The sequence below is a fragment of the Natronoarchaeum rubrum genome (assembly GCF_024494695.1).
On record NZ_JANHDP010000011.1, the window covers coordinates 1 to 12,445 of the forward strand.

The 12,445-nt window shown below is 65.6% G+C and carries 9 protein-coding genes; 4 read left to right on the forward strand and 5 right to left on the reverse strand.

Annotation, left to right across the window (positions count from 1 at the left end; translation table 11 throughout):
* Positions 1 to 407 precede the first annotated feature (407 nt).
* Complete coding sequence (locus NO931_RS20125) at positions 408 to 1,421, reverse strand: DUF7961 domain-containing protein (protein WP_256394153.1); 1,014 nt, start codon at positions 1,419 to 1,421, stop codon at positions 408 to 410.
* A 186-nt stretch (positions 1,422 to 1,607) separates the two neighbouring features.
* Here NO931_RS20125 and NO931_RS20130 point away from each other — a divergent pair, with 186 nt between their 5' ends.
* A complete protein-coding gene (locus NO931_RS20130) occupies positions 1,608 to 1,790 on the forward strand; it encodes a hypothetical protein (RefSeq protein ID WP_256394154.1) in 183 nt (60 codons plus the stop codon).
* Here NO931_RS20130 and NO931_RS20135 read toward each other — a convergent pair.
* Positions 1,787 to 2,557, reverse strand: coding sequence for a CPBP family intramembrane glutamic endopeptidase (locus tag NO931_RS20135; protein WP_256394155.1), 771 nt, complete (start codon positions 2,555 to 2,557; stop codon positions 1,787 to 1,789). The two genes, NO931_RS20130 and NO931_RS20135, sit on opposite strands and share 4 nt — an antisense overlap.
* Before the next feature lie 158 nt (positions 2,558 to 2,715).
* Here NO931_RS20135 and htpX point away from each other — a divergent pair, with 158 nt between their 5' ends.
* Together htpX and pspAB are read left to right on the forward strand one after the other, a co-directional pair.
* The gene (gene htpX, locus NO931_RS20140) at positions 2,716 to 3,597 is read left to right on the forward strand and encodes a zinc metalloprotease HtpX (protein ID WP_256394156.1); all 882 of its coding nucleotides are present in this window, start codon (positions 2,716 to 2,718) and stop codon (positions 3,595 to 3,597) included.
* 24 nt (positions 3,598 to 3,621) lie between these two features.
* Complete coding sequence (pspAB, locus tag NO931_RS20145) at positions 3,622 to 4,236, forward strand: PspA-associated protein PspAB (protein ID WP_256394157.1); 615 nt, start codon at positions 3,622 to 3,624, stop codon at positions 4,234 to 4,236.
* 367 nt (positions 4,237 to 4,603) lie between these two features.
* On the opposite strand, the gene NO931_RS20150 is transcribed toward pspAB, so the two are convergent.
* The gene (locus NO931_RS20150; protein ID WP_256394158.1) at positions 4,604 to 7,624 is read right to left on the reverse strand and encodes a glucodextranase DOMON-like domain-containing protein; all 3,021 of its coding nucleotides are present in this window, start codon (positions 7,622 to 7,624) and stop codon (positions 4,604 to 4,606) included.
* Positions 7,625 to 8,072: 448 nt separating this feature from the next.
* On the opposite strand from NO931_RS20150, the gene radA reads away from it, so the two are divergent.
* Complete coding sequence (gene radA / locus NO931_RS20155; RefSeq protein WP_256394159.1) at positions 8,073 to 9,107, forward strand: DNA repair and recombination protein RadA; 1,035 nt, start codon at positions 8,073 to 8,075, stop codon at positions 9,105 to 9,107.
* Positions 9,108 to 9,160: 53 nt separating this feature from the next.
* Here the strand turns inward: radA and ppk1 are convergent, their stop codons facing one another.
* Both ppk1 and NO931_RS20165 read right to left on the reverse strand, forming a co-directional pair.
* Positions 9,161 to 11,599 (reverse strand): polyphosphate kinase 1, encoded by a 2,439-nt coding sequence (ppk1, locus tag NO931_RS20160; RefSeq protein WP_256394187.1) that lies wholly within the window; start codon positions 11,597 to 11,599, stop codon positions 9,161 to 9,163.
* Between the two features lies 1 nt (position 11,600).
* The gene (locus NO931_RS20165) at positions 11,601 to 12,383 is read right to left on the reverse strand and encodes a metallophosphoesterase family protein (protein WP_256394160.1); all 783 of its coding nucleotides are present in this window, start codon (positions 12,381 to 12,383) and stop codon (positions 11,601 to 11,603) included.
* Between the last annotated feature and the right edge of the window lie 62 nt (positions 12,384 to 12,445).

Sequence of the window (12,445 nt, forward strand, 5' to 3'; positions counted from 1 at the left end):
CTACGATCATCCCGACCCGATCCGGCGAATGCAGTCGCGTCGGGACTTTCTCGCGGAGGAATCAGAATGATAGCACAACAGCACACCATGCGTAACAGTAGAATCGCTGCGCTCGGCGGTCCCACTTTTCGCGAAGCAAAAACGTGAGCACTGGATACCGTTGGGTGTCTCGACGTCCCACTCTACCTTTTTGGCTTCGGGTGCGCTTCGCGCACTACTCGACACAAAAACGCGGGCGAAAAAGCCGACTCACTTCGTTCGGAATCGTCGAACTGCCTCACTTCGCTCGGCTAATGCGGTCCTATGGCTGTTTCGCACTGCTGTAAGGGAGGTCAGTGACAGGTCCTGCATATGCGACATTGCTTACACTCCTCACTAACCGCTCACTACTTGTTCATTGGGTCCTTCTAGCGTCGGTCCAAATCAGCGAACTCCAGTTTTGAAGAGGGATATTCATACGTCGATAGATCCTCTGACTCGCAGTGTTCTTCAAGATTTGCTGGTGTGACTTGATCGCCCCGTGGCCCCTCGTAGACGACAGTAACTTCATCCCCGTCCACACTTACGATAACTGCGAGATCCGGATCGTCGTGTGATGACTTGATCACGTAGTCGCCGACAGTGTAGGGATTTTCCGCGAATTTTAGGTTCTCGTGCTTGTAGGTGTAGAGGCTGATACCCTGATCATCGCAGTAGGAAGACAATAGCGCTGCGGGGATATCTCGCCAGTCACCAGCTCCCTCGTCCAAGGAGCTGGGGAACGCAACTCGAACAGCTTCGCCGTTGAGCTCCTGTCCGTACAGTTCGACCTGCGTCTCGGGCGGAAGCACCTCGACCACGACGCCAATGGATGAGTCCTCGTCACCGCGCTTCCGGACTCGATCTCCCGGCTGAAACGGATTCTCTGGCTTCTGGTTCATGTTCGCCGTGTTGGGTCCGAGGTCCTGCAAGTCGTTCATCGGCCGGGTCGCAAGATGTTCCAACTTAGCGGGCGACTCCCCGGAAAACTGTTCTTCAGTGGCAACCTTCGATTTTAGCGTTTCGACGTGCTCCCAACCGAGCAGCATCAGACTGTCCTCGTTGTCTCGATGCCAGACCATCACTATGATATCGTCCTCTGAATCGTTCTCGACGAGCGCTTCGGGGAGAAAGGCAGACACGTCACGGGAGGTTTTCACGTCGATCTCGTACCCGAAGACCTTGAAATCATGTCCCGAGAAGCTTTCCGGGTTACAGCGTCGCATCGCATCCTCGTTCTCCCACTCCCACATCTCGGCAGGTAGGTACTCACGGCAAAACTGCTCGAATGCAATCTCGCCCAGATTGCCGATTCGCTTCACATCAACGTCGTCTGCTCCCTGCTTTACTGCCTGATGATGCGCGCGCTGTTGGTCGATCTCGTCGGGAGTAAACTGATACACAAGTCATTCGGCATATTCAACAAATATGAAGATTTCTATCAATTGTAGTTGCGTAGATGACCTAGAGCGGCCGGTCGGCGTAAACAAAGAACTGGGTGCCGACTACGGAACCGAGTAGATCGACCTCGAACCCGTCGAAGACGTAGCCCGTTAGCTATACTTGCAAGTCGTATGTTGGATCCACACATGGAACGTCGGCGACTCAAAACGGTCATCGGCATAGCGATGGTCCTGCTCGGTCTCGTTCAGGCGTGGTCGTTCGCCGTCCAGGACATGTGGATCCCGACCGCCCTGGGAGTCGCCTACGGTGCCATCGGCGTCGCATTTCTTTGGACGGAGGTCTACGCCGCCGACGAGACGACTGATTAGAGGAGTCCACCGCCGACGTGCAACACCAGTCCCGCGCCGACGTGGGCGACCATCGCGGCTTCCAGTCCGCCCTTCCAGTAGAGCCAGCCGAACAGCACACCGGGAAGCCCGTTGAGGACGAGCGCCCGAACGATCACCGCTGGCGTGAGCGCAGTGAGTTGCGCAGTCGCCGGCAGGTGCCCGACGGCGAACAGCGCCGCGGTGAGCACCACACCGATCCAGACCATCCAGGGACGGGGCATTCCGTCGGGTCCCGGATGAAGTCGCCAGAGCGCCCAGACGACGAGCGTCATCGCGCCGAACCGCAGGAGCAGCTCCTCGTACGTGCCGCCGGCGAACGCCGCGAGGACGCCGATGCCGAGGATTTCGGGCGGCGTGCCGGCGATGCCCGCCCCGATCGCGACGCGACCGGCAAAGACGATACGATCGACCCCCAGGACGAGCGCGCCGGTCACTGCGCCGAGTCCGAGCGCCTGCGCGACGACCGGGCGCGGATCCGGCATCGGATGCGCGCCAACCAGGGCGTCGAGAAACGGCGTCCGGAGGCCGACGGCCGGGCCGAGCGACAGGCCGATCCAGGTCGCCGCGGCGAGCAGGACGGCGGTCTGGCCGATCGTGGCGCCGACGGCCAGCGCCGGCGAGACGGGGAGCGCGGCCGGATCGAGGACGCCGGAGCGAAACAGGTACGGCACCGACGCCGCGACGCCGGCGACGCCGAGCAGCCACAGGGTGAGAAACGATCGGCGGTCGACCGGGCGACGGGTCATCTTTGCGAAGTTTCGGACCGGTCGACAAATCCCTGGCGGTCGGCGAACGGCGTCGGACGCCGGCGGCGCCGCGTCGATGCCGAAGACGAGTCCCGAGAAACCGGAACGCGACGGGTCGATCCGGACGACTTTATGCTGTCCGGCCCTTAGCAGGGAGCATGCAGTGGCAACCCGACTGGGGACTTCGCGCCCGGATGGGAGTGACGATGTTCCTCCTGTTCGCGCTGTACATCGTGTTCTTCGCCGCGCTGTGGGCGTACTCCGGCGGGAGCCTGCTCATCGCGGGGCTGGTCATCGGGTCGTTCTCGCTCGGCCAGTACTTCTTCAGCGACAAGCTCGCGCTCCGGAGCATGGGCGCGAAGACGGTCAGCGAGGAGGAGTACCCCGAACTCCACGCCGCCGTCCAGCGCCTCGCACAGCAGGCCGACCTGCCCAAGCCCACCGTCGCAGTCGCCGACGACCGCGTGCCGAACGCGTTCGCGACCGGCCGGAACCAGAAGAACGCCGCCGTTTGCGTGACGACCGGACTCCTGCAGACGCTCAATCAGGACGAACTGGAGGGCGTGCTGGCCCACGAGCTCGCGCACGTCAAGAACCGCGACGTGATGGTGATGACGATCGCGTCGTTCCTGTCGACGATCGCCTTCATGATCGTCCGGTGGGGCGCGTTCTTCGGCGGCGGCGGGCAGCGGCGTCAGGGCGGGGGCGGCATCATCGTCGCGATTCTGGTCTCGCTGGTCGTGTGGATCATCAGCTACGTGCTGATCCGCGCGCTCTCGCGGTACCGCGAGTACGCCGCCGACCGCGGCGCGGCCGTCATCACCGGCAAGCCCTCCGCGCTGGCGTCGGCGCTGATGAAGATCTCCGGCGAGATGGAGAAGATCCCGAGCAACGACATGCGTGACGAGGCGGAGATGAACGCCTTCTTCATCATCCCGATCTCGAAAGGGGCGATCGCGCGCCTCTTCAGCACCCACCCGCCGACCGAGAAGCGCATCGATCAGCTCAACCGGCTGGAGCGCGAGATGGAAGGGTTGTAGTTCCCGACGCCCCACGACTACCGTATGGGACTGCTCGACGGGCTCCGGAGCATCTTCGGGACCCGCGCCGAATCCGACGCCACGAGCGGGGCCGACCCCGACGACCTGTTCGGGATGAGCACCGCCTACCTGACGATGTCGGCCGACCTGGGCTACGAGCCCACCGGCCACGCCGCGCTGTGTTTCGCCGAGGTCGACAGCCACGAGTTCGCCGGCACCGTCTCGGACGTCCGCGCGATCCTGTCGGCCGGCGAGGCCGAAACGGGAACGGTCTCCCGCTTTGTCGACGACGACCACGGGTATCGGTGGGTCGTCTTCGAGGACGAGGACGACTTCGAGGATCTCGTGACGAACCTCAACTTCGCATCGGACACGTTCATCGATGAGGGGTACGGCTCGCGCCTGCTCGCGGCCGTGTTCGCGTTCGAGGGGCGCGGTCAGCCCGCCGACTGGATCTACTCGTTCCGTCGCGGGACGTTCTACCCGTTCGCGCCGAAGCCAGACGCCAGCCACGAGCGCGACAACCAACTCGAACTGAAGCTGTCGAGCGTGCTCGACGGCGAACTGGAGGTAGAAGACGACAAGGAGTACTGGTACCCGCTCTGGCCCAGCGAGGGCGGTCGGCATCCCTGGGAGTAGAGTGAGAGGCATTCACCGGATGTTCCGGTTGACGCACCAGCGAGAACTCTTCTGATTTTGGGACCGCTGTGAACACCTCGAAAGCCCCCGGCGCGCTCGACCGGTTACGACTCGTTGTCTCCGAAAATCAGAGATTTTCGGGATGACGAAAGAGCACAACGTGCTCTTTCGAACCACGCTCCTCGGCCTTCGGCCTGCGGTGCTTGCGTCGTGGTTCGAGAGACGCCTTTGGCGTCTCTCGTCAGCACGAAAGGCGGCGCAGTGCGCCGCCTTTCGAACGATCTCACCGGACCGAGCGAGCGGGGGCTTTCGAGGTGTAATTAGCTGCGTCGACGAAGAAAATCGACCGATAAGTGGTTCCTAGCCGTCACTCCGAAACGTCGAGGAACGGGATCGTCGCGAGCTCTTTGTCGTCGTACGCGAGCGCCTCGGCGCGACTCAGCCCGTCGGGCGTCACGAGATCGAGCACGTTCGGATTGAGGTCGTCGTCGCGGCCGCCGCCGAACGCCCACTGGGAGGCTTCGGCTTCCACCGGCCGGACGTGAGCGAACTGCGTCTCGTCGAAGGCGGTCACCAGCGGAACCAGTTCGGCGTCGTCGAGATCCGGCAGGGCGTCCTTGCCGACCCAGACGAGCACGGCGTCGCGGTCGGACAGCACCTCGACGCCGCCGGTCGCGTGCACCTCGCCGTAGGCGCTCTCGACGGAGACGCCGCCCATCGGCCGGGCGAGCACGCGGTGCTGGTACTCGGCCTCGAAGCGGGCGTTGACGCCGGCCTGGGCGTACACCGACCCGCCGTCGGCGTCCGGATCGCGGATGTACACCTGCGGGAGCTGCACCGAGAAGCCGGTATCGCGGTTCCAGGGGTTCTCGATCGCGTCGAACTCGAAGACGAACTGGTAGCTCTCGGCGAACTCGCGGACCTCGAAGTTCGTCAGATCGAAGCTCCCCGGTGCGAAGTCCTCCGCGAGCGGGAACTCGTAGTGGCCGGGACCCAGTCCGGGTGCGGTGTCGCCCCGCCAGGTCGCGATCGGCTCGCCGACGGCGTCGAACGTCGGCGTCTCGAAGACCGCGATCGTGTCGACCGCGACGGTCGTGAGATCGTCGCTCGTCGCAGCGGCGTCATCGCCGGACGCCCCGTCGGCGTTCACCGCGAGATCGGTCCCCGAGAACCGGTCGGTCGTGTCGACGACCGAGGGCAGTTCGACGTGCGCGGGACCGGCACTCTCGAAGTTCACCACGACCACCGCACGTGCGGGCCCCGAGAGGTCCGACAGTTCGGTCGCGTCCCGCCCGAACGCGAGAACGTGATCGTCCGACCGGAACCAGACGTCTTCGAGGTCTGCGTCGGGGCCGAGCGCGTCGACGTCGTGGTACAGCTCGATCACGTCGCGGTAGAACTGGAGGTGCTCTTCGGGCACCGTATCGCCCTGGTGGGCCCAGTTCATCAGCGCGCGCTGCTTGCCGCCCGGGCGGACGTCGGCGTCGCGGTCGTCGCCCTCGCCGCGGTGGCGGCCCTCGCCGTGCTTGCTGATCTGGCGCTCCTGCCCGGAGTAGACGAAGGGAACGCCCGGCAGCGCGACGCCGGCCGCCCAGATCGCCCGCTGGACGTGCGCGGGGTCGTCGTGAACATCGGCGTGGAGCGCCTCGTTGAGCAGGCGCGCCTCGTCGTGGTTCTCGGTGGCGTTGAGCAGCAGGGTGTGGTCGGGGAACCCCTTCTCGGCGCGGGCCTCGACGGCGTCGAGCAGGTCGAACGCCGACCCCTCGCCGCGGGCGATGTCGTGGGCGGCGCCGGTGTACTCGACGGTGTCGAAGTGGACGTCGAACTCGTTTTCGGCGAACCCGGCGTCGTGGGGGATCGACTCGTCGAGCATCAGGAACTCGCCGTCGTTCGAGCGGACGATCTCGCGGACGTCCTTCCAGAAGTCGTGGGGGACGCCCCACGCGATGTCGCAGCGGAACCCGTCGACGCCGACCTCGCCCGACCAGAAGTCCGCCGCGGCGAGCAGGTGCTCGCGGACCGCCAGATTGTCGAAGTTGAAGTTCGGCATGTCGAGCAGGTCGAAAAAGCCCGTCACGCGGGGCTCGGGCTCGACCAGTCCGTCGCCGTCGTAGCGAGCCTCGTGGACCCGGTCGAACCAGTCGTAGTACTTCGAGTCGGCGTCCCAGGCGTCGACGCGGGGCCAGCGCGCCAGCCCGTCGCGCTGCTCGTCGATCGAGGCCTGGAAGAACTCGTGGTCGCGACCGCAGTGGTTCGCGACGAAGTCGAACACGACCTTGATGTCGCGCTCGTGACACGCCTCGACGAACGATCGGTAGGCCTCGATCGGGTCCTGTCCGTCGGGCACCAGGTCGGGCGCGACGCCGAAGTAGTCCAGCGTGTCGTAGCCGTGGGGGCCGCCGCCCGAAATTTCCTTGGCGGCGCTTGCCGAGGGGACGATCGGCGTCAGCCAGACGGCGTCGACGCCGAGGTAGTCGAGGTACTCGACGCCGTCGGCGAGCACGTCGAAGTCAGTCTCGCCGCGCTCGCCGGCGAAGGATCGGGTGAAAATCTCGTAGACGACACCGTCCTCGATCCACTCGGGCGGCCGATTGGGAAGCTCGACGCCGCCCTCGGGCGAGAGTTCGACGGTGTCGACGACCGAGGCGAGCCGGCCGTCGTACGCCGCGGCGTGAATGCGGGCCGACTCGCCGCCGAGGGCGCTCTCGGACACGCGAGCGGTCGTTCCATCGACTTGCACGTCCTCGGTCGCCAGCGCGTCGCGGTCGTCGGCGAGAAAGAGCGCCTCCAGCGCGGCCGTCGAGGCGTCGGCGCCGGGCGCGAGCTCGGCGTCGGCCTCGACGACGAACTCGGCTTCGGCGGCGTCGTAGCGCGCGTCGAGTGTGACTCGGGGCGGGCGCTCGGCGCCCGCGGGCGGCTCGGGGAACGCGTAGACGGTCTGCTCGTGGACGCCGTCGGGTGCGTCGAGTTCGAGCACGTACGTCCCGGGCGCGTCCGGGACGAACTCGGTGACGTGGTCCTGGCCGTGGTCGTAGCGGGGCTGGGTGTCGATCGTCGGCGTGGAGAACGACAGCTCGGCGTCGCTGTCTTCGGGTCGCTCGGCGATCGACCACTCGAAGTCCTCGGGCGCGTACCCGTCGGGGTCCTCGCGAAGCACCGGGAGCCGCGGTCCGAGATGGTCGCGCTTGGCGTAGTTGTCGCGGTCGCTCCCGTAGATCCGACCGACGAAGGCAGGGTCGACGAGCGCCTCGCCGACCGTCACGACGCGTGGCTGCCCGGGGTGGTAGGAGTCGGCCCCGAACGCGGTGTGCGTGTCGATGGCGCTGTCGCCGAAGGTTCCCGAAGCTGTGCTGTCGTGCGGTTTAACGCTGTCGTCGTTTTTACTCATGGAGAGAGGTTTCGCAGTCGCTCGACGCCGTCGATCGCTCGCGGTCCGCCAAACACGCGGCAACGTCGTCGGAGATCGTCGGCACCCCCGAGGGGAGAGAACAGCCCGCACGACGGGGGGCGCCGGGGTACCGAGAGGAATGTTGCCACATCGATAGCCTATCATGATAACTCCTTACATATATACTGTCGTGTTCCGGCGTGCGAATCGAACGGAGGAATCCCCGGCAGCACGTCCGGGTCACGCGACTAACGTAGAACGGCGCCCCTGCAAAGGAAAGCGCCTAATCACTTTGACCCGATGCAGCGACCCTTCCGGCGCGACGACACGACGCCGTGGCGCAGGTTTAGGGGCGGTCGGACGACGAACCCCGTCCGGGACGGCGCCAGTTTCACTTTCACTACGGTGTTAACGGAGATTTATGTACCATCGGGGGCAACGGGTGGGTATGGCAGCAGAAGCAGACCTCGAAGATCTCCCCGGCGTCGGACCGGCAACCGCAGAGAAGCTTCGCGACAACGGCTTCGACTCGTATCAGGGCCTGGCGGTCGCCAGCCCCGGCGAGCTCTCGAACACGGCCGACGTCGGCGAGAGCACGGCCTCGGACATCATTCAGGCCGCCCGCGAGGCCGCCGACATCGGCGGGTTCGAGAGCGGCGCGCAGGTGCTCGAACGACGCGAGCAGATCGGCAAGCTCGAGTTCAACATCCCCGAGATCGACGACCTGCTGGGCGGCGGCATCGAGACGCAGTCGATCACGGAAGTGTACGGCGAGTTCGGCGCCGGCAAGTCCCAGGTGACCCACCAGCTGGCGGTCAACGTCCAGCTTCCGAAGGAACACGGCGGCCTGCACGGCTCGGCGATCTTCGTCGACAGCGAGGACACGTTCCGCCCCGAGCGGATCGACGACATGATCCGCGGGCTCGACGACGAGATCCTCGCCGACGTGATGGAAGAGCGGGAAATCGAGGGCGAGCCCGGCGACGACGAGGCGATGGACGTGCTCCTCGAGAGCTTCCTCGACAAGATCCACGTCGCGAAGGCGTTCAACAGTAACCACCAGATCCTGCTCGCCGAGAAGGCGAAGGAACTCGCCAGCGAGAGCCAAGAGGACGACTTCCCCGTTCGACTGCTCTGTGTCGACTCGCTGACCGCCCACTTCCGCGCCGAGTACGTCGGCCGTGGCGAACTCGCCGAGCGCCAGCAGAAGCTCAACAAGCACCTCCACGACCTGATGCGCGTGGGCGACCTCAACAACACCGCCGTGCTGGTGACCAACCAGGTCGCCTCGAACCCCGACTCGTTCTTCGGCGACCCGACCCAGCCGATCGGCGGGAACATTCTCGGCCACACCTCGACGTTCCGCGTCTACATCCGCAAGTCCAAGGGCGACAAGCGCGTGTTCAAGCTGGTCGACGCGCCGAACCTCGCCGACGGCGAGGCGATCATGCGCGTCCAGGACGAAGGCCTGAAGCCGGAATAACGCCCGGACGACAGCTTCTCCGCGATCGTCGGTGAGCCGATTTGAACCTACACTCAGGACTGTTCTGATCGGTTTCGCCCGGACCGGCGCGCACAGTGGGTCCCCGACCGAGCACGCTCCATCAGTCGCTCGTGTGTCGACCGAACCGGCTCGTCGTCCGGCGCGAGCTGCTCGTAGCTCCCGTCCGATCCCATCACCCAGCGACGGCGGTTGTCTTCGAGCAGGATATCGAGCACCGCCTGCAGTTCCGACTGCAACGCGTCGTCCTCGATCGGAACGATCGTCTCGACGCGGTTGTCCAGATTGCGGGTCATCCAGTCGGCCGACCCGACGAAGAACTCCGGATCGCCGCCGTTCTCGAACCGGAATATCCGCGAGTGTTCGAGGAACCGGCCGACGACGCTGTAGACGTCGATCCGCTCGCTGACGCCCTCCAGACCGGGCCGAAGCCGGCAGATGTCCCGGACGATCAGGTCGATGTCGACGCCGGCCATCGACGCCTCGTACAGTTCGCGGACGATCTCGGGGTCCTCCAGCCGGTTCATCTTGGCAACGATCCGGGCGTCCTCGCCCGACCGAGCGGCTTCGGCCTCGGCACGGATCAGCTCGGTGAACCGGCGACGCATGTTGCCCGGCGCGACGAGCATCGTTCGGTACTCCTCGTGGCGAGCGTGGCCGGTGAAGTAGTTGAACAGCCGCACCAGGTCGTGGCCGACGTCCCGATCTGCGGTGAGCAGACCCAGATCTTCGTACTGCTTTGCGGTGCCGGAGTGGTAGTTGCCGGTGCCGACGTGGGAGTACAGGCGGACGCCGTCGTCCTCCCGGCGGACGACCAGCGACGTTTTCGTGTGAGTTTTGTAGCCGATGGTGCCGTAGGCGACGTGGATGCCCTCCTCTTCGAGCCGCTTGGCCCACTCCAGGTTGTTCTTCTCGTCGAAGCGGGCCTTGAGCTCGACCATCACGGCGACCTGCTTGCCGTTGCGCGCGGCGTCGATCAGCGTCTGGATCACCTGCGAGTCGCTGGCGGTCCGGTAGATCGACGCCTTGAGCGCCAGCACGTCGGGGTCTTCCGCGGCGGCTTCGAGGAACTGCTGGACGGTGCCGGTAAAGGAGTGGTAGGGGTGGTGGACGAGCACGTCGTCCCGGCGGATCTCCTCGAAGATGTCGGTCCCGGGTTCGGCCAGGCGCGGGTGGGACTGGGGCGTCCAGCGGTCGACCGACAGATCGGGCCGGTCGAGATCGGTCAGCGTCCGAAAGTCCCTGAAATCGAGCGGGCCGTCGATCTCGAAGAGTTCGCGCTCGTCGAGGTCGAGCTGCTCGCGGAGGATGTCGACGACCGTCGAAGGAGCGTCGCGCTCGATCTCCAGGCGGACCACCGTGGCGAAGCGACGTTCCTCGATCACCTCCTCGGCCATCTCGAGGAGATCTTCGGCGACTTCCTCGTCCCGTCCGACCTCGGCGTTCCGCGTCACCCGGAACAGCGCGTCGTCGACGATCTCGACGTCCGGAAAGAGGAGATCGAGGTTGTTGCGGACGAGCTCTTCGAGCAAAACGAACCGGCGCTCTTCGTCGTCGCTCGCCTCGCTGTTGCCGGTGTTATCGACGTCGATGAACCGCAGCTGATTGCGGGGGATCTTCACCCGCGAGAACGTTACCTCGCCGTCGGTCGACTCGCGCGTCAACACCGCCAGCGAGAGGCTCTGGTTCGAGATGAACGGGAACGGGTGGGCCGGATCGAACGTCAGCGGCGTCAGTGCGGGCAGGATCGATCGCTCGAAGTACTCCCGCAGTCGCGCGCGCTCGTCCGGCGACAGCTCCTCGGCGTCGACGATTTCGATCCCCGCGTCGGCCAGCGCGGGCCGGATCTCTTCTCGGAAACACTCCGACTGGCGTTCCAGCAGCGGTCGGCTCGTTTCGAGAACGTCGTCCCACTGTTCGCGGGGCGTCCGACCGTCCGGCGTTCGCTCGGTGATGTCCGCGACGACCTGCTGTTTGAGACCGCCGACCCGCTTGCGGAAGAACTCGTCGAGGTTCTCCGTGACGATCGAGAGGAACTTCACCCGCTCTAACAGCGGGTTGCGATCGTCCAGCACCTCGTGGAGGACGCGCCGCTGGAAGGCGAGTTCGCCCAGTTCGCGGTTGAGATAGTACCGCGGATCGTCGAGGTCGACTTCAGCCGGCTCCGTCGGTTCGTCGTCGGCGTCGATCTCGACGGCGTCGCCGATCGGCTGGAGGGACAGATCGGCCGTCACGTCGTGGGATGCCGGTCGGTACGTCGCCTCGTCGGCCGACTGCGAGTCGATATCCTCGGACTGTGGTTCGGCGTCTTCAGTCCGGCAGTCGGCGTCCTCGGTTCGCGAGTCGGCATCCGCAGTCCGTTCGTGATCGGCGGACGGCTCGGCGTCGCCGTCGGACGCCGTCGCTGCGGCGTCGGTCGACGCCGCGTCGTCTTCACCCGCCTCGACTTCTTCCTGCGTCCGGTTCTCGGCCATGCTATCGGTCACCGGCGTCGACGTCGCACGCCGCGGGATCGACGAACTTGGACTCGGACCGTTTCTGGTAGGTTTCGCGAGCCTCCACGCCGACGAACTCGTCGGCGCCGCAGTCGTAGGCGGTCAGAGTGCCGCCGTACACGCAGCCCGTATCGAGACCGATGGCGCCGTCACCGACGACCGGCGCGTCGAGGACGGTGTGGCCGAAGAAAACCCGCGGCGTCCGGTCGTACTGCTCGAACCAGAACGGTCCGTCGTAGCCGTCGCCCAGCGGCGCCCGCGTCGTCAGGAAGTCGTTCACGTCGTGCTCGAACAGCGGGCGAGAGGGGTCGACGCCGCCGTGGACGACCGCGTTGTCGCCCCACGAGAGGACCGCGGGCAGCGAGTCGATGTAGTCGACGTGGTCGTCGTCGAGCCCGGGGTCGGCGTCCCCGCGAAGCACTTTCGCCTCGTTGTTGCCCAGCACCGGCACCGCGTTCGGCAGGTCGCGGACGTACTCGACGACGCCCGCGCTGTCGGGTCCTTTGCGGACGAGATCGCCCACGAACGCGAGCAGTTCGTCCGGGGCGGGGTCGATCCGCTCGACGAGCGTCTCAAGCTCGGTCCGGCAGCCGTGGACGTCGCCGACGACGTAGACGTTCCGCCACTCGTCGGCGTCGATCCGGCGGTGACGCCGCTCGACGGCGGGCCGGAACGCTCGCTCCGGCTGCCAGTCGTCCGCCGTCGCTCGTTCCGGCGTGTCGATACCCCGATCGGCCATCGCCCGTACTGACCGCTGTCCCATCGTGCGGGGCTTCGGGAATCAGCACATAAGCCGTTTATATGTGGTGAACGGACGGCTATGTA